A 24996-nucleotide genomic window follows, 5' to 3' on the forward strand; every position below is an offset into this window, starting at 1 on the left:
GTTATCCGAGCGAACCCTCCATCTCGAGCTCGACGAGCCGGTTGAGCTCGACGGCGTACTCGATCGGCAGCTCCTCCGTGATCGGCTCGATGAAGCCCGAGACGATCATCTGCTTGGCGTCGTCGTCGTCGAGTCCGCGCGACTGGAGGTAGAAGATGTCCTCGTCGCCGATCTTGCCGACGGTCGCCTCGTGGGCGACGTCGACCTTCGACTCGTTGATCTCCATGTACGGCATCGTGTCCGACGTCGACTCGTTGTCGAACATCAGCGCGTCGCACTCGACGGCCGTCGAGGAGTTCTCCGCGCCGTCCGCGATGTGGACGAGGCCGCGGTAGTTGGTGCGGCCGCCGTCCTTCGCGATCGACTTCGACTCGACGGTGGACTTCGTGTTCGGCGCGTTGTGGTACACCTTCGCGCCGGTGTCGATGTCCTGGCCCTCGCCCGCGAAGGCGATGGTGATGTGGTTGTCGGAGGCGCCGCGCCCCTTCAGGATCGTCGAGGGGTACAGCATCGTCGCCTTCGACCCCATCGACCCCGAAATCCACTCCATGCGCCCGCCCTTCTCGGCGATGGCGCGCTTCGTGTTCAGGTTGTACGTGTTCTTCGACCAGTTCTGCACGGTCGAGTACTGGACGTGGGCGTCCTCGCCGACGAACACTTCCACGCCGCCCGAGTGGAGGTTGAACGCCGAGTACTTCGGCGCGGAACAGCCCTCGATGTAGTGGACCTCGGAGCCCTCCTCGGCGATGATGAGCGTGTGCTCGAACTGGCCCATCCCCTCGGAGTTCATCCGGAAGTACGCCTGTACGGGCATCTCCACGGTGGTGTTCTCCGGGACGTAGACGAACGAACCGCCGGACCAGATGGCGCCGTGGAGCGCCGCGAACTTGTTGTCGCTCGGGGGGACGCACTTCGTCATGAAGTGCTCGCGGACGAGCTCCTCGTGCTCCTGGACGGCCTTGTCCATGTCACAGAAGATGACGCCCTTCTCTTCCCACCGCTCCTGCATGTTCTGGTAGACGATCTCGGACTCGTACTGCGCGCCGACGCCCGAGAGCGCGTTCTTCTCGGCCTCCGGAATGCCCAGCTTGTCGAAGGTGTCCTGGATCTCCTCCGGGAGGTCCTCCCAGCTGTCCGCGCCGCCGCGCTTGTCGATGTCCGGGCGGATGTACGGCACGATCTCCTCGACGTCGACCTCAGAGAGATCGGGCTGCCCGGGCCAGTCGGTCGGCATCGGCATCTCCTGGAACTGCTCGAGCGCGCGCAGGCGGCGCTCCAACATCCACTCCGGTTCGTCCTTGTCCTCCGAGATGACGCGGACCGTCTCCTCGGTGAGGCCCTTCTCGCTTTTGAAGGCGGACTTCTCCTCCTTCTTGAACTCGAAGCGAGCCTCGGTGTCTGTCTCCTTGAGGTCGTCCTGTTGTGAACTCATAGTGTATTGTTACGGATTCCCGTGTTTAGGTGTGTCGCGTGCCCGCATTCGGTTACGCCGCCTCGAAGGCGTCCTCGCGGACCCAGTCGTACCCCTCGTCCTCCAGCTTCTCGGCGAGCTCCGCGCCGCCGCTCTTGACGACTTCGCCGTCGAGCATGACGTGAACGTGGTCGGGCTCGACGTAGTCGAGGATGCGCTGGTAGTGGGTGATCTGGAGGATCCCCGTGCCCTGCTCGTCGCGGAGCGCGTTGATCCCCTTCGAGACGTCCTTCAGGCGGTCGATGTCGAGCCCGGAGTCGATCTCGTCGAGCACGGCGACGCTCGGCTCCAGCATCGCGGCCTGGAGGACCTCGTTCTGCTTCTTCTCGCCGCCGGAGAAGCCGGCGTTGAGGTACCGCTGCATGAACTTCTCGTCCATGTCGAGCAGCTCCATCTTCTCGGAGAGGATCTCCTGGAACTCGGCGACGCCGATCTCGCCGTCGTCCGCGGGGCCCTCCATCGGGGAGGTCTCGTACCCCTCGTCGTCGGCCTCGGCCGACTCCTCGTCCTCGTCCTCGAACAGCTCCTCGCGCTCGTCGGCCTTCGCGTTGAGGGCCTGGCGGAGGAAGTTCGTCATGGTGACGCCCTCGATCTCGGCGGGGTACTGGAAGCCGAGGAAGATGCCGAGCGCGGCGCGTTCGTTCGGCTCCAGCTCCAGGAGCTCCCAGTGGTAATCCTCGTCGTCGAGGTCGGCGTCGATGTCGGCGACGTCGTCCTCGTCGAGGTGGAGGGAGACCGACCCGTCGGTCACCTCGTAGGCCGGATGGCCGGCGATCACCTTCGCCAGCGTCGACTTGCCCGAGCCGTTGGGACCCATCAGCGCGTGGATGTCCCCGGACTCGACGGTCAGGTCGACGCCGCGAAGGATCCGTTCACCGCCCTCTTCGGCCACTCGTGCCCGAAGGTCGTTGATTTCGAGAGTTGCCATTGTGTTCTCGTGCCTCGTGTGCGAACAGTGGGCGTTGCGGGGGTTAACGGTTACGCATCTCCGCCTCAAAAATCGCAGATCGACCAAGAAATTTTCTTCCGATCGAAAAGTGCTTTCGACGACCGGCGTTTCGCCTCGCCGTCGGTCACATGAACGAGCCCAGCCCCGTCTGCTCCTGGCCCGTCTTGACCTCCTCCCACGACATGCCGAGCGCCTCTATCACGCGCTCTATCGGTCCTTTGAGGGTCTTGTCGAGCATCTTCTCCCAGTCGACCTCGAACTCGTCGGGGACCTGGTCGGCGTACTCGAAGCAGATCACGTCCGGGTCGCGCTTGAACTCGCCGTAGAGGTGGTCCCGCTGGGGGTCGAGCCCCGCCTCGTCTTCCATCCGCGCCCAGAAGTCCGGGTGGACCTTCTCGATGTAGAGCCGCTTCGGCTTCGACCCGCTGCCGAAGTTCGTCCCGAGCATGAGGTTGGCGTACTTCGCGCCGCGGACCTGGGCGGTCGGGGTGTCGTAGGCGTCGAGCTTCTTGCCGATGCCGCCGGGGATCCCGACCTCGTCGAGGTCCACGTCGCCGTCGAGCACCCGCGCGATGACGTCGACGAGGTACCCCTTGACCTCCTCCATGTCGTCGTCGATGTCGTCGCCCGTCACGATCGTCTCGATGACGTTCTGTTGGACCTCCTTCGTGATGCCGGCGATGTCCGAGCGCTTGTACTCGAAGCCGGTGATGTCGATGTCGTCGACGTCTTTCCCCTCCTTCCAGACGATGTGGCCCGCGTACCGCTTCTTTTTGCCCGCCTGGAAGAACCGCCGGTAGAGCTTCTCGAACTCGATCTGGAAGCGGTGTTCGCTGGCGTTGAGCTCCTCGCGCGCGAAGTCGTCGTAGCGCTCGTTGATGTGGTCCTCTATCTCGAAGGAGGTCTCTATCGCCTCCTCCTTCGACATGTCAGAAAGAGACAACATTACCGAATCGGTATCTCCATAAGCAACCTGGTAATTAAGCTCTTCAGCGGCCTCCTCGGTAAAGTCGATGACTTCGCGACCGGTCGCTGTGACGGCTGCTGCGCCCTCTTTGTCGTAAAGACGGAACCGATCCCACCCCGTCACGCCGTAGAGTGAGTTCATAATAACCTTGACAGCTCCCTGCTGCCGGTCGTACTGCTCGTACGGCTCGGTGCCGGGGTCGTGGTCGTTCCGGAGCGCCTTCTTCTCCTCGCGCTCGGAGAGCAGCTCGTCGACCATCTCGCGCATGATCCCGTCCGGCTCCTTCCGGAAGTGGGTCCCGTTGGGCGCGACGTACGTCTCGCCGTCGTACTCGTCGGGGTCGACCTTCGTCTCCGGGCCGGCGTTGATCGTCACCATACACATCGGGTAGAGGCTCTTCAGGTCCTGGACCGTCACCATCTCCTTGACGCCGGTGATCGGATCGAAGACGGCGCCGCCCTCGAACTCCTCCGACTCCTGCTGGCCCTTCGTCGGGAGCGCGAACTTCCCGAACGCCTTGTGGAGGACGTACATGTCGACCGTGTCGCCGGGCGTCGGCGCGTCCTCGATCTTGCAGCCGACGAAGGTGCGCACCTCGTCCCAGAAGGCGATCACGTCCTGCTTCCGGTCGATCTCGACGCACAGCTCCACGTCGCGGATGCTGTACTCCAGTAAGCGCTCCGGGTCCTGCTCCCAGAGGTCGCCGATGTCGCCCGTGTAGCGCTCCTTCCCGACGCCGAGCTCGCGCTCGCCGACCGCGTCGAGCCGGTACGACTCCAGCTCGGTGAACATCGTGCGCTTGTAGGCGTACAGCAGGTCGAAGACGACCCGCCCCTTCACGTCCGGACCGCCCCACCCGGAGCGCCACACCTCGCCGATCCGGGAGAGCCGGTCGACGTCGAGGTCGTACTGGCTCCCCTCGTCGAGCACCTCCAGCCGGTCGAGGACGTACGGCGCGTCGAAGTCCTCGAAGTTCCAGCCGGTCAGGAGGTCCGGGTCCGTCTCGTCGATGTACTCGACGAACGCGTCGAGCATCGCGGCCTCCTCCTCGAAGGTGCGGACCCGGAAGTCGAGCTCCCCGTCGCCGCCGACGATCCCCTCGTAGTCGGGGAGGTCCGCCGGCGGCGGGATGTCGGCCTCGGGCGCGTCGTACAGCCAGACGACGTACTCGTCGTCGTAGGAGTCGTGGCTGGTGAGACAGATGATCGGCTCCTCGCCGTCCTCGGGGAAGCCGCGCCGGTCGTCGACTTCGATGTCGAAGGTGTTCACGCGGAGGTCGGCGTCGACCTCGGCGGGTTCGAGGTGGCCCTCGTGGACCTGTATCGTCCCCTCCCCGTCGTCGAGGCGCCGCTCCTCGACGCGGATCCCGCCGTTGATCCCGTTGTCGATCAGGAAGCGGTTCGGGAACAGGATGTCGGCCTCGAAGCTCGTCTCGAAGTCGTCCCGGATGTTCCCCACGTCGCGGGGCGTCCGGGTGACGATCCGGGTGAGCGGCTCGCCGCGGATGCTCTCGAAGGGCTCGCCGTCGGGGCTCTCCTCGCGGGTCCCGATCACCACGTCGTACTCCTCGACGGGGTCGCGGTCGAGGTCGGCGGTGGGCACGTAGAAGTACGGCTCGACGCCGAGCACGCGGAGGTGTTCGACGACGTCGTGGTCCGGGTCCCCGTCGACGTGTTCGGCCTCCCCGTCCACGTTCTCGGCCGGCCGCCGACCGAACACGTGGACGACCGGGTACTCGTCGCTCCCGTACCCCTCGACGGCGTAGTCGATCTGGGTGATCATCAGCTCGACGGTCCCGGTCGACTCCGGGAACTTCGCCTCGTCGACGTCGACCACGTCGCTGACGTGCCCGCGGCCGCCGCCGGCGACGACGGCCGCCTCCTGGGCGGCCAGCTCCTCCCGTTCGGTGTCCGTGTCGCCGTCGGCCCCGTCGCCCGCGTCCCCGGTCGACGAGAAGTCCGACAGCCCCGACTGAGTCATATCCGTCCTTCGGCGGCACCCGGCTAAAAAACTCGGCTTTCGGGTGCGGCGAGCTATCCCGCCACGGAAAGGCATATAATGTGTGATGACTTACCACGGTCCATGTCTTCGGACCCACGCTCCGAATCCGAGGTGGCTCGCCCGGCCGACTCCGACGCGGTCGACGCCGAGGTGGAGGCGTACGAAGACGACGGAAACGTGGTGCTTTTCGACGCCGCGAACCCCCTCGCGTGGGTCGAGGCGAGCCGAACCGTCCGGCTCGCCGACGCGGTCTGAGAGGGTTCGGCCCTCGGTCCCGCCGCGCCGATCCCGTCCCCCGTAGCCGCCGCGCTCGGACGGAACCCATTTGCACCGGCGCGGCGTACGACCGGACGTGTTCAGCCTCGACGAGGACGACGAGGGCGAGATCTCGGTCGGCGAGAGCTCCGACGCCGAGCGGGAGATGACGCCCGACATCCCGAAGGCGCCCTCGGTGAAGTCGTTCGACGACGGCGGCGACTTCGAGGGCGCGAGCGACGTGGACCGGGACACCCTCCGCGCGTTCGTCGTCGCCGTCATCTACGCCAACGCCGCCGTCCTCCTCGTCGCGCTCGGCCCGATGGTGTGGTTCTTCGAGGGCTGGTCGCGGATCGGTCCGGCCCTGTTCGTCGTCGGCCTCTTAGCGGGGGTCCGGACCTACCAGACGTATCGATCGTGGAAGCGGTCACGGGACGAGGCCGAGCCGGACGCCGACTCCGACGACACGGTGACCGAGGCGGACGACCGCGACCCCGACGAGACGCCCCCGGAAGCGTAATACCCGGCGAGGGCCCTCCTCCGATCATGCAGACGGTCCGCGACGGCGACGGCGAGACGTACCTCCTCGTGAAGCGCTCCGCCGAGTCGAGCCGCGTGCGGGACCCGGCGACCGGCGTCGAGCGCTACGTCGACAACGACGACCTCCGGGTCGTGGAGGGCGAGTCGCCGCTCGCGACCGCCGCTTCCGGCGTGCCGGAACCGGTCCGTCGGACGCTCGGCGCGGTCCGCGACGACCGGTCGCTCGGCCTGCTCGCGGTGGTCGTCGACGAGGGATCGATCGCCGCCATCGACCTCCTCGACGCGGCCGACATGTGCGAGTCCGACCTCCACGGCGCGCTCTCCGAGTTCCGCGCGGCCGGCCTGGTCGGCGAGGCCGAGGTCGCCGGACGGCGCGGCTACGAGGCGACCTCGGTCGCGGTCGAGGCGCTGGCGCTGCTGCGCGGCGAGTCGGCGGACGACGGCGGCGCCGAGTCGGACGACGGCTGATCCCGCCGGCGTCGAACGGCCGACGCCGACAGAAAGCACTTGCCGGTCGGCCGACGCCCCTCGCCCATGGCGCTCCGACCGAACGGGCGCCTCGGCGGCGCCCTCCTCGCGGTCTGTTGTGGTCTCCTCGCCCCGCTCATCTCGGAACGAGTCCTGGCGCATCGCCTCGGCCTGGCCGGACCCCCGGTCGCGTACGGGTTCCTCGCGCTCGCGGGAGTCGGTGCCGTCGCCGCCTTCCGGTACTCCTCGGCGGACTCGTGGCGGTACCTGCTCGCGTACGCCGGGCTCGCCGTCGCCGTCGCCCTCGGTACGTTCGCCTATCTGCTCGGGCAGGCCGGGGCGTGAGCGTCGCCCGCTGCCTGGGGAAGAGATACGAACGGCCGCCCGTCGGAGTACGCGGAGGGCGGTCCTGCGGGACTGCGGTCAGTCGTCGGCGAGCGACGCCGCCTCGATGTCCGCCGCGTCCTCCCGCCGGACGGTCGAGCGGTTCGAGCGCGGGTCCTTCTCGACGGTGACGAGCTCGTCGGCCGCGCCCACCAGCTCGTCGTCGTGGCTCACGATAACGATCTGGCGCACGCCGAAGCCGCGCATCTCCTCGACGAGTCGGACGAGCCGAGAGACGTGACCGGAGTCGAGGAACACGGTCGGCTCGTCGAGGATGAGCGGCGGGGTCGGCGCCGCTCCCTCGATCCCCTCCGAGAGCAGCCGGTAGATGGCGCAGCGCAGCGAGAGGTTGAACAGGGCGCGCTCGCCCCCGGAGAGCTGCTCGGGGTCGAGCGGCTCGCCGTCCTTCTGGTAGACGGTGAGGACGTACTCACCGTCGAGCTCGATGTGCGAGTAGGCGTCGTTGCCGTAGACGAGCTCGAACGTCTCGTTGAGGGTGCGTTCCAGCTCGGTGACGTTGCGCTGGCGGAGCTCCGCGCGCAGGTCGCCGTACATCGACTCAAGCTCGCTCGTCTCCTCGTGGAGGCCCTCCAGCGCGGCCACCCGCTCGCCCAGCGCCTCGCGCTCCTCGCGGAGCTCCTCCAGCTCGCGGAGCTCGCCTTTCACCCCGCCGATCGCGTTCTGGAGCTCCTCTCGGCGCTCGCCGAGGCGGTCGAGCTCCTCGGCGACCTGTTCGAGGTACCGCTCGGCCTCCTGCTTCCGCTCCCTCGCCGTCTCGACCGCGGCCTCGTCGACGGCGTCCGCGAGCTCGTCGCGCCGCTCGCGCTTGTCGGCGAGCCGGTCGCGCCGCTCGTTGTTCACCTCTTCGAGGTTCTCCCGCTTCTCGCGGCGGCGCTCGATCTCGTCTTCCGCGTCCGCCACGGCGGACAGGCGCTCCTCGATCGCCGTCACCGCCTCGCGGGCGTCGTCGATCTCCGCGAGCTCGGACTCGAGCTCCTCGACGCGCGCCGCGGCCGCCTTCGCCTCCTCGCGCTTCTGGGCGGCTACCTCGCGCGTCTCCTCGGCCTCTTCCCTGAGATCGGCGGCACGCTCGCGCTTCTCCTCGGCCGTCTCCCGCTTTCGGTCCGCCGCCTCGCGCTTCTCCTCGACGCGCGCTTCGAGCGTCTCGACCCGCTCGTCGATCTCGTCGAGCCGGTCGGCGGCGCTCGCGAGCCCGTCGAGCTCCGCGATCCGGTCGTCTAGGTCGCCCTCGCGCTCGCGGGCGTCCTCGAGCTCGGCCTCCAGCTCCGCCACGCGCTCGCGGTCCTCTTCTATCCCGCTGGCGTGCGGCGAGTCCTCGACCGGCTGGCCGCACTCGGGGCACTTCCCGGCCGCGAGCAGCTCCTCGGCCTCCGCGACGCGCTCGCGGGCGTTCTTCAGCTCCGCCGACAGCTCGGCGATCCGCTCGCGGACCTCGCCGCGCTCGTCGCGCAGCGCGTCCCGCTCGTCGGCGACGCCGTCGCGGTCGACGTCGGCGTCCGCGGCCGCGAACCGCTCGCGGAGTTCGTCGGCCTCCTCGCGGAGGTCCGCGACCGACGACTCGGCCTCGTCGGCCTCCGCCGCCGTCGCCTCGGCCTCGTCGGCGAGGTCGTCGGCCTCGGCCTCGACCTCCGCGGCGCGCTCGGTCCGGTCGTCGGACTTCCCGGCGAGGTTCGTCGCCTGATTGCGGAGCCCCTCGGCGTTCACCCGCTCGTCGTCGAGCCCCTCGCGGACCGTCGCCTCCCGCTCGTCGAGCGCCGCGCGGCGGTCGGCGATCGCCTCCTCGGTCGCCGCGTCGAGGCCGGCGTCGTCGAGCCGATCGTCGATCTCGGCCTCGATCTCGTCGATCCGCTCGCGCGTCTCGCGGATCGCGTCGCGGTGGCCGTCGCGCTCGCGCTCGGCCTCGCGGATCGCGGCCTCGATCTCGCCGATCTCCGACTCGACCGCCTCCAGCTTCTCCCGCTTCTCCGCGTGCGTCGACAGCGTCTCGGCGGCCGCGTCGCGCGTCTCCTTCGCCTGCTCCCGCTGTGTCTCGTACCGGTCAATGTCGTCGGTGACCTCGCCCAGTTCGCCCTCAAGTTCGTTGAGCCGCGCGTGGAGGTCGCGGTCCTCCTTCGCGGCGATCTGCTCGTCGAGCTGGTCGAGCCGCCCGCGCCGGTTCTCCAGCACGTCCTCGACGCCGAGCCTGGCGTCGCCGGCGCGCTCGCGGTACTCCTCCAGCTTCCCCAGCTGGAGCAGGTCGTCGATCGTGTCCTGCCGCTCCCGCGGGGTGGCGTTGATCAGCTTGTTCACCTCTCCCTGCCGGACGTACGCGCAGTTGACGAACGCCTCGGCGTCCATCCGCAGCAGCTCCGTGACGAACTCGCGGACCGCGCGGGCGCCGTCACGCGTCACGTCGCTCCCGTCGGTCGATTCGAGCGTACACTGGTGGTCGATCCGGCCGTCGTACGACTTGAGCCGCCGCTCGACCCGGTAGGAGACGCCGTCGTGGGTGAACCACAGCTCGACCTCCGTCTCCTCCTCGCCGTTCGTGATCACGTCATCGAGGGTCCCGTCGAGCGCCTTAGAGCCGTACAGCGCGAAGAAGCAGGCCTCCAACAGCGACGACTTCCCGCTGCCGTTGAGCCCGTGGATGACGGTGACCCCCTCGGTCAGCCGCAGGTCGGCGTCGCCGTACGGCTTGAAGTTCGCGAGGCGGACGCGGTCGAACTTCACAGGTAGTCCTCCATGGAGACCTGGCCGTCCGGCGACGCCGAGTCGGCGTCCGTCGCCTCGGCGGGGTCGGCGTCGGACTCGTCCGGCTCGGGTTCGCCGTCGTCCAGTTCGTCGTCCGGTGCGTCGCCGTCCAATTCGTCGCCGCCCTCGGCGTCATCCGATTCGGCACCCGGTTTGCCGTCGTCATCCTCGTCGGTCTCGGCGTCGGGCTCCACGGCCTCGAACGCGCTGAGGTCCCCGTCGAGCCGCTCCTCGACCCGTCGCTTCACCGTCTCGCGCACGTTCGCGTCGGGGACGGTGTCCTCGCGGACCGCGCTTTCCACGTCGCGCGCGGCGGTCGACAGCGACATCTCGTTGAGGCGGTCGCGGACGGCGTCCTCCGGGTCGGCGAAGCTCACGTCCACCTCGCCGTCGGCGTCGACCTCGCGCCTGTCAGTGACGCGCGCGATGAGCGCGCCCTCGTCGGTCGCGAACTCCTCGACGGCCGCGGGCGTCACCGGGTCGCCCTCCCCGGTGACCTCGACGTGGACGACCGCCTCGGCGAGGTCGTGCTCTCGGACGCGCTCGCGGACCCGCGACTCGCCCTCGCCCTCGCGCAGTTCGACGGAGACGAAGACGAACGGGCGCGTGTCGAGCGCGCGGCGTCGGATCTCGACCCGGTCGTCGCCGCCGGCCGCCTCGGTGTCGAAGACGACGACGTTGTAGCCGCGCCCCTCGCGCTCGCTGGCGCTCGCGCGCTCGGTCGAGCCCGGGTACGTGACCCACGTCCCGGCGACCCGCGCGGTGTCGGGCGTGTGGTTGTCGCCGAGAAGCATCGCGTCGAAGTCGACGTCGCTCTCGGTCAGCACGGTCTCCGTGTCCCAGTCGGCGTAGCCGAACGGCTCGAAGAGGCCGTGCGCGACCAGGGCGGCGTACTCGGCGTCGTGGTCGGCGAACGCGTAGTCGAGGTCGTCGCGCCGCGAGACGGGGACGTGGTCGAGGCCGTAAAAGGCGGTGTCGCCCACGACGACCGGCTCGTCGCCGAGCCGGGTCGCGAGGCCGAGGCGCTCGAAGAGGTCGAGCCACTGCCCGCCCCGCGTCGACTCGTGGTTGCCGACGACCGCGAGGAACGGGATCCCCGCGTCGTCGAGCCGGCGGAGGACGGAGATGGTCCCCATCAGGTCGCCGAGTTCGGGCCGGCGGTCGTGGAAGAGGTCGCCCGCGTGGACGACGGCGTCGACGCCGTCGTCGACCGCGTCGTCGACCACGGCCTCGAACGCGTCGAGGAAGTCCTGGCGTCGGACCGGCGAGTGGTACTGCGAGTACCCGACGTGGGTGTCGCCGGTGTGGATCACCCGTGTCATCTGTCCGCGTCTTGGCCGGTGTCCGGCTTAGGGATTCCGGGGCCGGAGCGGAAGTGGTCGCGCCCGTCGCCGCGCCGCTCGGGGCCGCCGGCGTCGGCGTCGCCGTCCCGGCCGGGGCCGTCCGCCGCGCGTCGGAACGCCCGGTACGCGGCCAGCGCCTCGCGCCCGCGCTCGGCGGCGGCCTCGTCGTCCGCGCGCTCCGCGGCGTCGACCGCCTCCGCCAGCCGGTCGAGACCGACGGCGTCGACGAAGCCGGCCGCCCGGCGGAGGTCGGCGCGCGCGGCGTCCGCCTCGTCGATCACGGCGACGTACGGGCGCCTCGCGGTGTCGGTGCGCGTCGCGAGCGCGGCCAAGGCGCGCTTGACGGCGGTAGTCGAGACCACGGGTCGACTGGCGCGGCATCGGTGATAAACGGTCGCGGACGCTCCCTCGACCCGACGGACCGCGGCGCGGTCCGAACCCCGCCTCAGATCCCCAGCGAGTACAGCCGCTTGCGCGCGTCGGTGAAGGAGAACCGGGAGTCGACGACGCCCTCCTCTTCGAGCCGCGACAGGGCGTAGCGGACGGTCCGTGGCGGGAGCAGCGTCTCCTCGGCAAGCTCGCTCTGGGTCAGCGTGTCGTTGTAGTCTAACACCTTCGCGACGAGCTTCGCGCTCGGCGGCAGGTCGCGAACGGCCGCCCAGCGGTCCGCGGTCCCGTCCTCGGCGGTGACGGCATCGGTCGTGCTCATGCGTACCTCGATCGATCGCATGCTGGATAATAATATTTACTATCACATTTCATTACTATTGGGCATTCATGTGCCTCGGTCCGACCAGTCCGTCCGGCGAACCCCCCGCGCGTCGTCGTCTCGCAGACGATACTGGCGGCATCGTGCCCCCACCCGAAGCCTCTTATCCGCGAGACGCTTTAATAAGCACAATGAGCGACACCGTCGACGACGTCGATATGCCCTACGACGAGGGAGCGGCGTCGAAACAGGAGAAGATCGACTCCTTGCAGGAGCGGCTCGACGTCTTAGAGTCCCAGAACGAGGAGATGCGCGACAAGCTCCTCGACGCCAACGCGGAGAACAACAAGTACCAGCAGAAGCTCGAACGGCTCACCCACGAGAACAAGAAGCTGAAGCAGTCCCCGCTGTTCGTGGCGACGGTCCAGGAGATCACGCCCGACGGCGCCGTGATCAAACAGCACGGCAACAACCAGGAGGCGCTCACCGAGGTCACCGACGAGATGCGCGAGAAGCTCGACCCCGACGACCGCGTCGCGGTCAACAACTCGCTGTCGGTGGTCAAGAAGCTGGAGAAGGAGACCGACGTCCGCGCCCGCGTCATGCAGGTCGAGCACTCGCCGGACGTCACCTACGCCGACATCGGCGGACTCGAAGACCAGATGCAGGAGGTCCGCGAGACCGTCGAGATGCCGCTCGAACACCCCGACATGTTCGAGGACGTGGGCATCACGCCCCCGAGCGGCGTCCTGCTGTACGGGCCGCCGGGGACGGGCAAGACGATGCTCGCGAAGGCCGTCGCCAACGAGACGGACGCGACGTTCATCAAGATGGCCGGCTCCGAGCTGGTGCACAAGTTCATCGGCGAGGGCGCGAAGCTGGTCCGGGACCTGTTCGAGGTCGCCCGCGAGAACCAGCCCGCCGTCCTGTTCATCGACGAGATCGACGCCATCGCCTCGAAGCGGACGGACTCGAAGACCTCGGGCGACGCCGAGGTCCAGCGGACGATGATGCAGCTGCTCTCCGAGATGGACGGCTTCGACGAGCGCGGCGAGGTCCGGATCATCGCCGCGACCAACCGCTTCGACATGCTCGACCCCGCGATCCTGCGCCCCGGCCGCTTCGACCGCCTCATCGAGGTGCCCAAGCCGGAGACCGAGGGCCGCGAGATCATCTTCCAGATCCACACCCGCAACATGAACCTCGCCGACGGCGTCGACTTCGGTGAGCTCGCCGAGCTGACTCCCGACGCGTCCGGTGCCGACATCAAGGCGATCTGTACGGAGGCCGGGATGTTCGCCATCCGCGACGACCGCACGGAGGTCACCGTCGACGACTTCCTCGAGGCCCACGAGAAGCTCCGCCAGGACGAGGAGACGAACGCCGACGACTCGCTGGCGTTCGCCTGATCGCGTCGCGGCCGCTCAGTCCTTTTCCGACCGTCCGCTCCCGTCGAAGCGCCCGTTACAGCGCAGCGACGACGAGGTACGGCGCGACGAAGACCAGCAGGAACACCAGTCCGACCGCGATCCCGTAGCCGGCGCCGACGCCGGTGAGCGCGAGCCAGCCGTCGTCGACCGACGCATCGATGTCCATGTCGGACCCACCGCGGGCCGAGACTTAAATCCGCGCGTCGCGCCGCCGAGGGCGTCGCGGCGACCGTCGGCTCGCCGGCTCGGTCACACGTCGCCCGCCATCGCGCGGAACAGCCCGTCGGCGAGCGCGTCGCGGTCGACGACCTCTCGCTCCCCCTCTCCGGTGGGGTCGACCTCCGGTTCGATCGTCCCGCCGCCCATCCGGGAGTGCCCGCCGCCGTTCCCGTTGTCAACGTCGTCTAACACCGACGCAATCGCGTTGCCCATGTGGACCCGGTCGTCGCGCGACCGGCCCGAGAGGTGGACGGTCTCGTCGCGCTCGCCGATCACCACGACGGCGCTGACTCCTTCCAGCTGGATCAGCTCGTCCGCAGCCTGCGGTATCGCGTCGACGTTGTTCACGCCGCCGACGTCGGCGACCGCGAACGACCCCTCGATCCGCCGCCCCGCGATCGCCCGGGCCTTCACCTCCAGCACCTCCGCGTCGACCGCGGGGTTCGCGATGCGGTCGAGCCGGTCCTGGTCGACCCCGGGGTAGAGGTAGGCGGCCGCCGCGAAGTCGGGCTCGCTGGCGCCGACGGTGAGGTGTTTCGTGTCGGCCAGGATCCCGTACAGGAGGCCGGTCGCCGTGTCCGTCGACAGCGTCAGGTCGCTCGACGTCTCGCTGGCGTGTTTGTCCGGCGGGACGGGCACCGCGTCGTTGTCCCGGAAGTACTCGGCGACGACCGACGCGGTCGCGCCGTAGTCCGTCCGCACGTCCGTGAACAGCTCGCCGGCGCCGTCTCCCGGATGGTGGTCGACGACCGCCGTCGGCAACACGCCGTCGGCCCCGGCGAACCCCCGCGGTTCGTTGTGGTCGACCAGGACGACCGACTCCGCCGCGAGGTCGCTCACGTGCTCGATCGGTTCCAGCTCGAGGTCGAGGACGGTCCGGAACGCCCGGTTCTCTTGGTGGCGGATCTGTCCGGGGTACTGGACGGTGGCGTCGACGTCCACCTGGTCGGCGAGCGAGGCGACCCCGACCGCGGCCGACATCGCGTCGGGGTCCGGATTCGGGTGCATCAACACCGTGATCTCGTCTTCGGCGGCCAGCAGTCGGCGGAACTTCACTCCGGCCGTCCGCCGGGACCGAAGCACGATCAGGCCGACGCCGACCGCGATCAGGACGACGAGCGCCGCGGCGACGGCGAGCTCGGGATGCTCCCGGGCAATGGTCGCCGCCTGCGAAAACCGGTCGCCGACCGCGCTCATCGCTCGCATGCGTTGTGGCGAGTCGCTCCCGACACATGAAGCTTCGTCACCGTTCCGACCGACCGGAACCGACGGAACCCCCCGTCATTCCGGAGCTGTGTGACGGCGCGCCGCGATTCGACGGGGCGGTCTACTCGCACCGCGCCCGGAACGCGCGAACGGCGTCGCGGTACCCCGACCGGAACGTCGGGTGAGCGAACTCGTAGCCGAGCTCGCGGAGCAGCGCGTTCGAACACCGCTTGCTCGTCCGGATCCGGCGCTCCGCCGCCGCGGAGAGGTCGCCGGCCGCGATCCGCTCGTCCTTCGACAGCTTCTCCGGGCGCGGGACGCCGCAGGCGTCGGCGAGCCAGTCGGCGAACGCGTGCTTGTCGACCGGCTCGTCGTCGACGACGAGAACGGCGCGGTCGCGCGCCCGGTCCGTCTCCAGCAGGTGCCGGATCGACCCCGCGGCGTCGTCGCGGTGGACCATGTTCAGGTACCCGGCCGTCACCGGTCCCTCCACGTACCGCTCCAGGCGGTACCGGTCGGGGCCGTACAGCCCCGCGAACCGGACGACCGTTCCGTCGACCCCGGCGTCCGCCGTCCGCTCGGTCGCGATCCGCTCCGCCTCGGCGAGGACGCGAGTCTTCTCGGTGGTCGGCTCGACCGGCGTCTCCTCGTCGACCCACCCGCCGTCGTGGTCGCCGTACACGCCCGTCGAGGAGGTGTACACCAGCCGGTCCGGCGGCGACGCTCGCGAGCCGTACTCGTCGACGACGTTCGCCAGGCCGTCGACGTACACCGCCCGCGCCGCGTCGGCGCCGCGCCCGCCGGAACTGGCCGCGAAGACGACCGCGTCCGCGTCCGGGAGCGCCGAGAGCGACGCCGGATCGGTCGCGTCCGCGCGGACGGCCTCGACGTCGGGGCCGACGGCGTCGACCGCGTCGAGCCCCGCGTCCGACCGCCGGACGCCGGTCACCGCGTGACCGCGGGCGTCGAGCTGGTCCGCCAGCGCCAGCCCGACGTACCCGCAGCCGACGACGACGACCCTCATGGCTTGCGTCGCTCGATCACCGCGAGGATCTCGGCGAGCTGGCCGAGCGTCATCCTCGTCCGCCCCTCCAACGCCTGCTGGACCTCCTGGCCGGTGAGGTCGGCGTCGATCTTCGCGGCGATCGCGTCGACGTCGAGGACGGCGGTCGCCATCCCCATCAGCAGGTGATCGCGCACCTCGGCCACCGTCGCGTCGGCGTCTCGGTCCGGGTTCGCCGCCGCGAGGACGGCCGCCCCGTCCGCGAGCCAGAGCGACGCGACCTCCCCGTCGCGGAGGGCGCCCGCGTCCGCCTCGCTCAGCCCGACCTCTCCGACCAGCCGGTCGGGGTCGACCGCCGCGGCCGCCTCCGTCACCATCGCCTCGAAGGCGGCGAGCAACTCTTCCGCCGCCGGCTCGTCGGCGTCGACCTCGGGTCCGCCGCCGCTACCGTCGACGACCTCGTGGAACATACCCTCACTCGGTCGCGCCGTCTCAAAACGCCTGCGGTCGGGCGCGTGCCGGTCGGTTTCCGCGGCCGTTCACCCTGCCGTACACTCGTCTCCGTCCCCCGGCGTCGCTGTCAGTGCCCCCGGGCACGGCCAGCCGGCGGACGTCTCCTCGCGCGTCCCGCCGACGTCGCCGACGCCGGGCGGTCCGGCGGGGACGGCGACGACGACGACCGTCCGCGTCTCGAACGCGACCGGCTCCGTGGCGCCGAGCGCGACCGACTCGCCGTTCACATCGACGCTGACCGCGCCGGGCTCTCGGACGTACTCGAACGGGCGCCCGGGCGTTCCCACGTTCGCGCGGAGGGCGAACCGCGGGTACTCCCCGCGCACCTCGACGTGCCACGCGTTGACCGTCGCCACCCAGTACCCGGGCACGGGCGCGACCGGCAGCCCCGCGCCGACGGTCCGAACGGGCTTCGGGACCCGCTCGTCCGGGACCGACGCGACCGCCTTCCTCGCGCGCCCCTCGATCGCCGACTCGACCCGCTTCCGGCGGATCGCGCGGGACGCGGCGGTCGTCTCGTCGACGAACCGGGCCGGAACGCGGACCGCGTCCCGCCCCGCCTCCGTGCGCGCCTCGACGCGGAGGTGCGCCGCGAGCCCGATCCGCTCGGCCGACGACAGGGACCCGACCCGGGCCGCCTCCGCCGCGACGCGGTTCGGGTACTCGCCGTCGCCGACCGCGACGGCCCGCTCGCCGAGCGAGTCGTACTCGGCCGCGACGGCGTCCAAGACCGCCTTCCGCCGTGCGCGAGAGAGGTCCGTCCGCTCCGCGAGCCGCGCAGCCAGCGCCCCGTCGACGCGTCGCAGCGAGGCGTCGACCCGTCCGGCGAGCGCGCGGCGGTCGGCGCGCAGGTCGTCGCCGCCGTCGGCCGCCGCGAGCGCCTCGTCGGCCGCGAGGAGCGCCCGTCCGGCGACGCCGATCCGGACCGTGTCGTCGGTGCCGAGGATCCGGTCCGCGATCCCGCCGGAGACGTCCCCGTACGGGAGCGTGACGTAGTTCACGTTCCGTGCCGCGAGCGGTCGCGTCGTCGTGCCGTCGACGCCCGCGACGCGCTCGCCGTCGACCGCCGTCCGCGGGAGGTACCCCGGCGACCCCTCCGGCGCGAACGTGACGGCGCCGCCCGGCCCCCCGCCGCCGACGGCGTAGGTGCCCGGGTCGCGGGCGGCCTCGCGGCTGGCGATCACCTCGCCAACGGGCGGCCCGCCGAACGCGTCGTTCACGCGGTCGAGGACGCCCTCGGTCGCCGCCTCCCGGTCTTCGGCCGCCGACTCCAACTCCGCGACCACGGCGTCGAGGTACGCGACGCGGGCGGCGACGCGCGCCCGGTCGACGGCGCCGTCGTACCTCGCCGGGGCGTCCCGGAGGCGCTCCCGGCGGTCGCGCACGGCCGCGGCGAGGTCACGGTACGGCGTCGACTCGCCGACCGCCGCGTCGGTCATCGACGCCTCGGTCTCCACCCCGCGGACGCGCCCGGACAGCTCCGAGACGTCCCTCGCGACCCGGTCTACGTCCGCGTCGGAACGGTCGCCGTACACGACCGTCGACCGCGTCTCGTCGCCGCCCTCGACGGCCTCGCGCGCCAGCCGGTCGACGTCGCGATCGGTCTCGACGCCGAGTTCCGCCCGCGCTGCCGCCGGGGTGTCCGCGAGGCCCGGACCGCCGACGCCGCGGCCCTCGGCGGCCCCGAACGTCGCGGTCGGCCGGTCGGGCGCGTCGCCGCGCGGCGCGTACGTTCCGGTCACCGACACGCGGACGCGGTAGCGGTCCGTCGCCTCGTCCCGCGTCACGGCGCAGTCGACGCTCACGTTCTCAACCGTCCCGTTCGGCCCCCGCTCGACGACCCGGCGCTCCCACGTCGCGGTCGCGGTGCGCTCGACGACGACCGTCCGGGTCGCGCGGCCGAACGACACCGACTCGCCCGCAGACACGGTCGCGCCGTCGGTCCCCGTCCGGCGATCGCTCCCGTCGGTCACGCGGACTCGCTCCGTCCGCGACGCGTCGACCCGGCGCCACGGTTCGCCGAACCGCGAGCGGGGACGGTCCGGCGACACCGGGCCGCCGTCGACGACCCGCGTCGCCTCCGCCTCCAGTGTCGCCTCGACCCGGTGGCTCGCCCGCAGGATCGATTCGAGGTCGTCGTGGACGCGGGTCGCGGCGCGGTCGGCCGCGTGACCGACCTCGACCGTGGCGGTCTCGCCCGTCGCCTCCTCGCCCGGGTCGAAGGCGCCGTCCTCGCTCGCCGTCGCGTCCCCGGTCGAGGCCGCGGACTCTCCCTCCACGCTCCCCGTCGGCGTCGGCGCCCCGAGGACGGCGTCGGTCCAGGCGGCCTCGCGGACGCCCGTCGGCGACAGCAGGTCGGTCACGCCGGTGCGGGCGGTCGCCCGGGCGACGCCGCCGCGCGCGTCGGGGTCGCTGGTCCCGAACACGTCCCGCTGGACGCGGACGATGCCGGCGTTCGTCGACAGCTCGACGTGGCGGTTCGCGACGACGTTCTCGACCGGTGCGCCGGCGTACTGGCCGTACCCGCGGGCCCACGCGATCGCGTAGAGGCTGACGGTGACCTGTCGCCCGAGCCCCGGCCCTTCGACGGGCCCGCGGTTGAGCCGGCGCTCGAACCGCTCGGTCCGCTCGTGAGCGGCCAGCGTCGGGACGGCGACCGTGACCGTCCGCGGTCGCGTCCGGTTGACGACCGTCCGACCGTCCCGGGTCGCGGTCGTCGCGACGCCCTCGAAGGTGACCCGGGTCGCGGTGCCGTTGGCGGCCGGTTCGACGCGGACCCGGTCGCGCGCGGCGACGAGGTCGTCCGCCGAGTCGACGGGCGGGAGCGAGACGTTCGCCGTCACGGCGCCGTGGTCGCTCTCGACCGCGCGCAGCGCCTCCGCGCCGGCGATCGCGAGCCGAACCCGGAACGCGTCCTCGAACGCGGACCCCTCGCGGACCGCTTCGGCCCCCGGCCCGGTCCCCTCCGGCGCGCGCGTCACCGGGGCCGCCGCCGCGTCGTGGGCGGCCTCGCGGGCGGCGCTCCTGAGCGCGGCGGTGGCGTCGGCGTTGACGCGCTCCACGGCGCGTTCGACGCGGCGGTCCTCACCGACCAGCCCCTGCTCGGCGAGGCCCGCGGCGTACGCCGAACTCGTCACGAGCAGCAGCACGCCGACGAGCGCGAACGGGACCCGAGCCCGCTCGTCGACGGCGAATGCCCGCGCGCGACCGGCGTCCGGGGACCGACCGCGCCCTCTATCCCCCACGATCACCACCTCCTGACGACGATCCGAACGACGCCCTCCGACGGGCGGCGCTCGCCGCTCGCATCTCCCGGCCCGTCCGGGACCGGCTGTCGGATCACGGCGGCGGAGACGTCGGCGGTTCGCGGCGGCTCGGGGCCCACGGCGACCGACCCCTCCGCGTCGCTGCCTCGTGACTCCCCGGCGGCGTCGCCCCGGCTCGCTGCGTCCTCGCGCCGGACCGTCGCGTCGACGCGCGTCCGCGGGCCGATCCCCGCCCGGACGGACGCGACGGCCTCGCGGTCGAACGCCCCTTCGCCGTCGCGGACGGCGAGCAGCGCGAGCAGCTCCGCCCGCGTCGCGGCGACGCGTCGCGTGCCGTTCGGCGCGTCCCCGTCCGGGTACGCCACGGTCGCGGTCTCGGTGACGAGTCGGTCGGCGGCGTCGGTCGCGGTCGGGCCGTCGGGACCGCCGGCGTCGGTCGCGCCGAGCGCGACGACGCTGGCGGAGACGCACAGCAGCAGCACGGTCACGTCGAGAACGGTGCTGGTCACCGCCACACCACCGCCCGGAGCGTCCCCCGGACGTTCCGTCCCGGCGCCACGCGCACCGTCACCCGCCGCTCGGCGACCGCGACCGCCTCCGGCGACCGGACCCCCGGCGGTCCCGGCGCCTCCGGACCGGACGCGGCCGACCACCGCTCGCCGTCCGCCTCCAGTTCGATCGCCGTCGCCGTCCCCGGCGCCTCCGCCCGCCGCAGCCGCTCCGGGTCGACCACGCCCCCGACGGTGACCGCGTCCTCAACGCGGTCGAGCGCCGCCGCCGCGCTCGCTCGGTTCCCGTCGGGCGCCGCGTCCGCGAACGCGCCGGCGTACAGTCCCAGCGCGAGTCCGACGACGATCACCGCGACGAGCGCGGCAACCGGTTCGACAGCGGCGCGGTCGGCGGCCGAGAACGTCGGAGTCGGGTCTTCCGTCGCCCCCGGCGCCGTCGAATCGCCCGGCATCGCGGAGTCTGGTAACACGCGCGATCACCCCACGAGCGTGACGCGAACGTCGCCGTAGTGTACCCGTCGAACCGTGATCCGCTCCGGCGCCGGCGTCCACGTCGCGTCCGCCGCCCGCGCCCGCTCGGCCGCAGCCGCGAACGCCGCCGGGTCGTCGAACGCCGCGTCCGGCGGAGCGCCGTCGAGCACGCGCCGAAGCCGGGCGTCCGTCACCGCGGCCGGCGCCACGCCCGCCGTCGGCCGGACCACCGGCGTGATCCGCGGCGCGTCGAGCGTCGCCCGCGCCGTCCCCCGGTCGTCGCCGAGCGAGACGGCGCCCGCCGTGAGCCGGATCCGGTCCGCCGCGACCCCGTGCTCGGCGGTCGCCGGATACTCCCCGTCCGCGACCGAGTCGACCGTGCGCGCGACGCCGTCGGCGTCCGGCGGCGGCGAGGCGGGAAACGCGGCCGCAACGCCGACGGCCGCGACGCTCACGACGGCCAGTCCGAGCCACGCGTACGTGGCGTCGAGGTGCGTCTCGAACATGGCGCGGCTGGCCGCGGTTTGATATATAAACGGTCGGGTCGCGGGCCGGCACCCCTGGCCGGCGCCGGCCGGCTCGTCGCCCCCCGCCGGGTCTCAGAACAGCAGGCCGGCGCCGGCGAACGCGACGTGGAACGTCGCGGTGGCCGTCGGCAGCGCGATCCCGACCCGATACGCGACCAGCGTCCGGTCGAACCCGCGCTCCAGCCCCGTCGCCAGGCCGGTGAGGAGCGCGGCGAGCAACAGCACGTACGTCCCCACGATCCGGCCGAGCACGGGCACCGACAGGCTCCCCGCGCCGCGGCTCGTCCCGACCGGACCGCTCCCGCCGGCGGAACCCCCCGCTTCGACGCTCGCGCTGCCGCCGGCGCTCAGCCCCCCGGCGAGCGCGTCGGCGCCCGCAGCCGCCCCGGCGCCGAGGCCGCCGACGTCGACCGCGTCGATCCCGGTCGCGAGCGCGACGGTCGCTCCGCCCACGAGCGGTGCGAACACGGCGGCCGTGTTCGAGAGCGTCCCCGTGACGGTCGCCAGCTGGCGGCGCGCGTCGCGCTCGAGTTCGCGCAGGGACTCCAGTTGGTCCGCGAGCTCCAGCAGCACGTCGCCGGCGGGGCGACCCTCCCGCGCGGCGACGGCGAGCAGCGCGATGGCGCCCCGGAGCCTGGGCGACGGGACGGCGGCCGCCGGGCCGCCCCGCCCGACGAACGCCTCGCGGACGCCGACCCGCAGCGTGTCGCTGCGTCGCCCGGCGCGCTCGAACACCTCGCCGGTCGCGCCGTCCAGCCGCTCGCCGGCGTTCGCGACCGCGGTCTCGACCGCGATCCCCTCGGCGACATCGCCGCCGATCACGGTCATCGCGTCGGGGAGCCCCCGCTCCACGTCGCGCACGTCCGACAGCACCGCCCGACGGGGCCGCGCGAGGACGAACAGCGCGCCTCCAACGCCGAAGCCGGCCCCCGCGACCGGCCAGGCCCACGGCGCCACCGCCCGCGCGGCGACGACGGCGGCCGCGGCGCCGAGCGCGAGCCCGACGAGGAGCGCCAACCCGCTGTGGTCCGGCACCTCGGGGTGATCGCCGTCGATCCGCGGCGGCGGGAACGCGACCGGGCGCCGGAAGAGCAGCCACGCCGAGGCGGCCACCAGCCCGCTCGGGAGCGCGACGAGGTACAGGCCGGCGACGACCCCGGGACCGATCGCGACGCCGGCGGCGGCGCCCGCGGGAAGCAGCGCGATGAGCGCCAGCGGGAGCAGCACGCCGAAGGCGTACAGCGCGGAGACCGGGCCCCGAACCGCGCCGACGAACGACGCGAGCCGGTCGGTCGTCCCGGAGAGCGTCGCGTCGAGCGCGCGGTCGAGGCACCGTCCGCGGCGCTCGGGGGGCGCCGTCGCCGCCGTCCGGACCAGCGCCGCGGCGCGGTCGATCGCCGGGAACCACGGGCGCCACTCGCGCGCGAACGCCTGAAGGCCGCTCGTCGGCCCGTCCGCGCTCCCCCGTTCGTGGCGGGCGAGCGCCGCGGCCAGCGGCCCGTCCCCGGTCCGCCCGGCGAACCGCACCGCGCGCTCGGTCGAGGGGTCGAGGCGCATCCGCAACACGAGCCGTCCGACGAGCCCCGGCGCCGCGCCGAGCGCCCGCGTCCGCCTGAGCGAGGCGAGCCAGACCGGCGCCCGATGGACCGCGTGGACCCCCCCGACGAAGGCGGCCAGCCCCGCCGGTGCGGCGGCGACCGCGCCGGCGACGAGCGCCGCGACGGCCGTGACGACCGCGCCCGCGACGATCCCGACCCGGTACCCGAGGCTGATGATCCGTTCGGGGGAGCGGTCCCACCCGAGGAACGCGACCGCCCGACGTAGCTCCTCCGAGGCACCCTCCCCGTCGTCGCTCGATCTGACCGATCCGTCGGACCCCGGCGAGGGGACTCCCGTCATCGGTCGCCTCCGGCGTACCGCGCCGGGGCGGTCCGACCGGTCCGGACCGCCTCCCGGATCCCCTCGGCCCGCCGATCGACGGCCGCTCGCACCGCCGCGTACGATTCGTTCGCGCCCGCGAGGGCCTCGATCAGTCGGCTCTCGCCGCGGTCGACCCGCCCGGTCGCGACGAGCCCGTCCCGGGTTCGCTCGAAGAGCGGCTCGAAGCTCACGCCGTCGCCGCGGTCGACGACCTCGACGATCGATTCGACGCGATGGGAGTCGAGCACCGCGACCAGGTCGGTCGCGGCGAACGACGAGCGGGGGACGCCGAGGTCGGTGACGACGCGCTCCTCGACGGCCGCCGGGTCCTCGCCGTGAATGGTCCCGAGGACGGTCTCGCCGGTGGCGCCGACGCGCATCGCCTCGTACAGTGCCCGCGCCTCCTCGCCGCGCACCTCGCCCACGCTCAGCGCGCCGCCGCCCATGCGGAGCGCGGTCCGCACGGCGTCCGCCGGCGCGAGTTCGGCGCCGTCCCCGACACGGAGCCGCTGGGCGTCCCGGCCGACGTCCGCGAGCGCGTCGACGGGCAGTTCCGGCGTGTCCTCGACGACGACCGTCCGCGTTTCGGCGGGCAGCTCCCACAGCAGCGCTCCGAGCGCGGTCGTCTTCCCGGCCGCCCGCCCCCCGGCGATCAGTCCGGCCACGCCGCGCTCGACGGCGACCGACAACAGCCCGGCCGCCGCGGGCGTGAGCGTGTCGACGGACGCCAACCGGGCGAGCGTCCACGCTTCCGGGTCACCGCGCCGGAAAGTGAACGAGAGGCCGTCGCTCGCCGGCGCCGTGGCCGCGGCGACCCTGACGCGCCCGGTCTCGGACTCGATCGTCGCGTCGAGCGTCGGCGTCGCCCGCGAGAACGCCCGCCCGCTCTCGCGTCGGAGCCTGGACGCCAGCGTGGCGGCCCCCTCAGGGGGGAGCCGCACGTTCGTCCGGCACCGCTCGCCGTCGAGGACCACGCGCAGGGGGTTCTCCGCGACCGGCGCCGTCACCGTCGCGTCGCTCACGCGTTCGTCGGCGAAGACGTGCTCGAACGCGCCGTAGCCGTGCGTGTGCCGCCGCAGCACCTCGGTCAGGTCCGCGACCGGATCGCCGTCGTCCGCGGCCGCCCGCACCGCTCTCCCGGGCGCCCTGTCGCCCCCGCGAGGGTCGGCGAGCAGCCGGTCCCGAGCGTCGGCCAGCGTCGCCACGGCCTCGGCGTCCAACTCGGCGCTCGGCGGCGTGAGGTGGTACGTCCTGAGGGAGTCGTCGCCCTCGTAGAGTCGGACGGTCGCGCCGGTCGCGACCGTCCAGCGGTCGACCAGCGTCGCGCCCGGCGGCGGTGCGGCCGCGACGCGCGCCGTCGCGGCCGTCGGGCCGACGTGCGCCCGGAGCCTCTCGCGCAGGTCGCGGTCGCTTCCACTCTCGTCTGCGTCCCCAGCGAGTTCCTCGGCGGCCGACAGCAGTCCCGTCTCGCTCGCGACGCGCTTCGCGGCCCCCGCACGCCCGGCCGCCTCCGCCGCCGCGCCGAGCGGGTCGCGGACGACACGGTCCGCGAGCCGTTCCTCGTGGAACCCGATCCGCTCGCGGAACCGTCCCGCGGCGATGAGGAGCTCGGCGGCGCGGTCCGCGTAGGAGCGCTCTCGCCCGCGGTGTCGCGTCCTGATCACGTCGGCGTCGCGGTCGGCGAGCGCCGAGACGACGGTCGCGAGGCAGTCCGGGCTCGCTGCGAGGTCGCCGCGCCCCGGACAGCCGTCGGCGTCGACGTCGAGCACGACCCGGTCCCCGACGCCCGTCCCCGCGGGCTCGCGGAACGTCGGCTCGCACCGACACGCATTGGGACCGTCGTCGACCCACGGGAGCCGTCCGAGCGGCGTCTCGCCGTCGCCGCCGGCGAGCCGTTCGGTGAGGTCGAGGTTCATGCCGGCCGTGGCCGCGGTTCGGTATATAAACGATCGCCCGCTCACTCGGCGGTGTTAAGTTAAGGAAGAGGCGGGACGAGGATTCAGTGCTCTATGCCGAAAACCGCCCGCCTCACCGAGTGTACCGAGTGGATCGACTTGGAGTTTGTGGAGCGAGAGCGGACACCCCGCGAGA

Annotated in this window: 22 protein-coding genes; 5 read left to right on the forward strand and 17 right to left on the reverse strand. The window is 72.3% G+C overall.

Translation table 11 applies throughout. The annotated features are described in order from the left end of the window. Position 1: 1 nt before the first annotated feature. From sufB to EXE50_RS11620, 3 genes are all read right to left on the reverse strand, one after another. Entirely contained in the window at positions 2-1432 is a 1431-nt protein-coding gene (gene sufB, locus EXE50_RS11610; protein ID WP_121600342.1) for a Fe-S cluster assembly protein SufB, read from the reverse strand. Between the two features lie 52 nt (positions 1433-1484). Further along, on the reverse strand, positions 1485-2399 hold the full coding sequence (locus tag EXE50_RS11615) for an ABC transporter ATP-binding protein (protein ID WP_137705150.1): 915 nt from the start codon (positions 2397-2399) through the stop codon (positions 1485-1487). Positions 2400-2544: 145 nt separating this feature from the next. Continuing rightward, a complete protein-coding gene (locus tag EXE50_RS11620) occupies positions 2545-5367 on the reverse strand; it encodes a DNA-directed DNA polymerase (RefSeq protein WP_137705151.1) in 2823 nt (940 codons plus the stop codon). A gap of 102 nt (positions 5368-5469) precedes the next feature. Between EXE50_RS11620 and EXE50_RS17490 the strand changes: the two genes are divergently transcribed. The 4 genes from EXE50_RS17490 to EXE50_RS11635 all read left to right on the forward strand — a co-directional run bounded on the left by EXE50_RS17490 (position 5470) and on the right by EXE50_RS11635 (position 6996). After that, positions 5470-5643: a hypothetical protein gene (locus EXE50_RS17490; protein WP_167551914.1), complete on the forward strand. Its 174-nt coding sequence runs from the start codon at positions 5470-5472 to the stop codon at positions 5641-5643. A gap of 97 nt (positions 5644-5740) precedes the next feature. Then, the gene (locus EXE50_RS11625; protein ID WP_121600339.1) at positions 5741-6163 is read left to right on the forward strand and encodes a hypothetical protein; all 423 of its coding nucleotides are present in this window, start codon (positions 5741-5743) and stop codon (positions 6161-6163) included. Between the two features lie 26 nt (positions 6164-6189). After that, complete coding sequence (locus EXE50_RS11630) at positions 6190-6651, forward strand: hypothetical protein (protein WP_137705152.1); 462 nt, start codon at positions 6190-6192, stop codon at positions 6649-6651. 66 nt (positions 6652-6717) lie between these two features. After that, positions 6718-6996, forward strand: coding sequence for a hypothetical protein (locus EXE50_RS11635; RefSeq protein WP_121600337.1), 279 nt, complete (start codon positions 6718-6720; stop codon positions 6994-6996). Positions 6997-7074: 78 nt separating this feature from the next. Here the strand turns inward: EXE50_RS11635 and rad50 are convergent, their stop codons facing one another. The 4 genes from rad50 to EXE50_RS11655 all read right to left on the reverse strand — a co-directional run bounded on the left by rad50 (position 7075) and on the right by EXE50_RS11655 (position 11841). After that, a complete protein-coding gene (rad50, locus tag EXE50_RS11640) occupies positions 7075-9768 on the reverse strand; it encodes a DNA double-strand break repair ATPase Rad50 (RefSeq protein ID WP_137705153.1) in 2694 nt (897 codons plus the stop codon). After that, positions 9765-11111 (reverse strand): DNA double-strand break repair protein Mre11, encoded by a 1347-nt coding sequence (mre11, locus tag EXE50_RS11645; protein WP_137705154.1) that lies wholly within the window; start codon positions 11109-11111, stop codon positions 9765-9767. Before mre11 ends, rad50 begins: the two co-directional genes overlap by 4 nt. Next, a complete protein-coding gene (locus tag EXE50_RS11650) occupies positions 11108-11494 on the reverse strand; it encodes a hypothetical protein (RefSeq protein ID WP_053772406.1) in 387 nt (128 codons plus the stop codon). The genes mre11 and EXE50_RS11650 overlap by 4 nt, the downstream gene beginning before the upstream one ends. An 83-nt stretch (positions 11495-11577) precedes the next feature. After that, entirely contained in the window at positions 11578-11841 is a 264-nt protein-coding gene (locus EXE50_RS11655; protein WP_053772407.1) for a helix-turn-helix domain-containing protein, read from the reverse strand. 191 nt (positions 11842-12032) lie between these two features. Between EXE50_RS11655 and EXE50_RS11660 the strand changes: the two genes are divergently transcribed. Further along, the gene (locus EXE50_RS11660; RefSeq protein ID WP_053772408.1) at positions 12033-13250 is read left to right on the forward strand and encodes a proteasome-activating nucleotidase; all 1218 of its coding nucleotides are present in this window, start codon (positions 12033-12035) and stop codon (positions 13248-13250) included. 55 nt (positions 13251-13305) lie between these two features. On the opposite strand, the gene EXE50_RS17880 is transcribed toward EXE50_RS11660, so the two are convergent. The 10 genes from EXE50_RS17880 to EXE50_RS11705 form a co-directional block, all read right to left on the reverse strand. Beyond that, positions 13306-13437: a hypothetical protein gene (locus EXE50_RS17880; RefSeq protein WP_255510291.1), complete on the reverse strand. Its 132-nt coding sequence runs from the start codon at positions 13435-13437 to the stop codon at positions 13306-13308. An 83-nt stretch (positions 13438-13520) separates the two neighbouring features. Beyond that, on the reverse strand, positions 13521-14696 hold the full coding sequence (locus EXE50_RS11665; protein WP_053772409.1) for a bifunctional oligoribonuclease/PAP phosphatase NrnA: 1176 nt from the start codon (positions 14694-14696) through the stop codon (positions 13521-13523). 121 nt (positions 14697-14817) lie between these two features. Beyond that, positions 14818-15720, reverse strand: coding sequence for an NAD-dependent epimerase/dehydratase family protein (locus EXE50_RS11670; protein ID WP_121600334.1), 903 nt, complete (start codon positions 15718-15720; stop codon positions 14818-14820). Beyond that, positions 15717-16169, reverse strand: a complete 453-nt coding sequence (locus tag EXE50_RS11675) for a DUF5791 family protein (protein WP_137705155.1) — start codon at positions 16167-16169, stop codon at positions 15717-15719. Before EXE50_RS11675 ends, EXE50_RS11670 begins: the two co-directional genes overlap by 4 nt. Positions 16170-16238: 69 nt before the next feature. Further along, a complete protein-coding gene (locus tag EXE50_RS11680; protein ID WP_137705156.1) occupies positions 16239-19466 on the reverse strand; it encodes a hypothetical protein in 3228 nt (1075 codons plus the stop codon). After that, positions 19460-19993: a hypothetical protein gene (locus EXE50_RS11685; protein WP_121600332.1), complete on the reverse strand. Its 534-nt coding sequence runs from the start codon at positions 19991-19993 to the stop codon at positions 19460-19462. Before EXE50_RS11685 ends, EXE50_RS11680 begins: the two co-directional genes overlap by 7 nt. Continuing rightward, positions 19984-20457 carry a hypothetical protein gene (locus tag EXE50_RS11690; protein WP_053772414.1) on the reverse strand — a complete coding sequence of 158 codons (474 nt, stop codon included), beginning with the start codon at positions 20455-20457 and terminating at the stop codon, positions 19984-19986. Before EXE50_RS11690 ends, EXE50_RS11685 begins: the two co-directional genes overlap by 10 nt. Before the next feature lie 6 nt (positions 20458-20463). Then, entirely contained in the window at positions 20464-20964 is a 501-nt protein-coding gene (locus tag EXE50_RS11695; RefSeq protein ID WP_137705157.1) for a hypothetical protein, read from the reverse strand. 93 nt (positions 20965-21057) lie between these two features. Beyond that, positions 21058-22884, reverse strand: a complete 1827-nt coding sequence (locus tag EXE50_RS11700; protein WP_137705158.1) for a type II secretion system protein — start codon at positions 22882-22884, stop codon at positions 21058-21060. After that, positions 22881-24821, reverse strand: coding sequence for an ATPase, T2SS/T4P/T4SS family (locus tag EXE50_RS11705; RefSeq protein ID WP_053772417.1), 1941 nt, complete (start codon positions 24819-24821; stop codon positions 22881-22883). The genes EXE50_RS11700 and EXE50_RS11705 overlap by 4 nt, the downstream gene beginning before the upstream one ends. Positions 24822-24996: the final 175 nt, after the last annotated feature.

Source organism: Halorubrum sp. ARQ200 (genome assembly GCF_005435115.1).
Classification (GTDB): Archaea; Halobacteriota; Halobacteria; order Halobacteriales; family Haloferacaceae; genus Halorubrum; species Halorubrum tropicale.

What these genes read in the sequence shown, in the direction of transcription:
- EXE50_RS11665 (WP_053772409.1), bottom strand. Translation starts at nt 14,696, where the DNA reads ATGCGAGCGATGAGCGCGGTCGGCGACCGGTTTTCGCAGGCGGCGACC.
- sufB (WP_121600342.1), bottom strand. Translation starts at nt 1,432, where the DNA reads ATGAGTTCACAACAGGACGACCTCAAGGAGACAGACACCGAGGCTCGC.
- mre11 (WP_137705154.1), bottom strand. Translation starts at nt 11,111, where the DNA reads ATGACACGGGTGATCCACACCGGCGACACCCACGTCGGGTACTCGCAG.
- EXE50_RS17880 (WP_255510291.1), bottom strand. Translation starts at nt 13,437, where the DNA reads ATGGACATCGATGCGTCGGTCGACGACGGCTGGCTCGCGCTCACCGGC.
- EXE50_RS11615 (WP_137705150.1), bottom strand. Translation starts at nt 2,399, where the DNA reads ATGGCAACTCTCGAAATCAACGACCTTCGGGCACGAGTGGCCGAAGAG.
- EXE50_RS11655 (WP_053772407.1), bottom strand. Translation starts at nt 11,841, where the DNA reads ATGAGCACGACCGATGCCGTCACCGCCGAGGACGGGACCGCGGACCGC.
- EXE50_RS11705 (WP_053772417.1), bottom strand. Translation starts at nt 24,821, where the DNA reads ATGAACCTCGACCTCACCGAACGGCTCGCCGGCGGCGACGGCGAGACG.
- EXE50_RS11620 (WP_137705151.1), bottom strand. Translation starts at nt 5,367, where the DNA reads ATGACTCAGTCGGGGCTGTCGGACTTCTCGTCGACCGGGGACGCGGGC.
- EXE50_RS11630 (WP_137705152.1), top strand. Translation starts at nt 6,190, where the DNA reads ATGCAGACGGTCCGCGACGGCGACGGCGAGACGTACCTCCTCGTGAAG.
- EXE50_RS11635 (WP_121600337.1), top strand. Translation starts at nt 6,718, where the DNA reads ATGGCGCTCCGACCGAACGGGCGCCTCGGCGGCGCCCTCCTCGCGGTC.
- EXE50_RS11695 (WP_137705157.1), bottom strand. Translation starts at nt 20,964, where the DNA reads ATGTTCGAGACGCACCTCGACGCCACGTACGCGTGGCTCGGACTGGCC.
- EXE50_RS11670 (WP_121600334.1), bottom strand. Translation starts at nt 15,720, where the DNA reads ATGAGGGTCGTCGTCGTCGGCTGCGGGTACGTCGGGCTGGCGCTGGCG.
- EXE50_RS17490 (WP_167551914.1), top strand. Translation starts at nt 5,470, where the DNA reads ATGTCTTCGGACCCACGCTCCGAATCCGAGGTGGCTCGCCCGGCCGAC.
- EXE50_RS11660 (WP_053772408.1), top strand. Translation starts at nt 12,033, where the DNA reads ATGAGCGACACCGTCGACGACGTCGATATGCCCTACGACGAGGGAGCG.
- EXE50_RS11700 (WP_137705158.1), bottom strand. Translation starts at nt 22,884, where the DNA reads ATGACGGGAGTCCCCTCGCCGGGGTCCGACGGATCGGTCAGATCGAGC.
- EXE50_RS11675 (WP_137705155.1), bottom strand. Translation starts at nt 16,169, where the DNA reads ATGTTCCACGAGGTCGTCGACGGTAGCGGCGGCGGACCCGAGGTCGAC.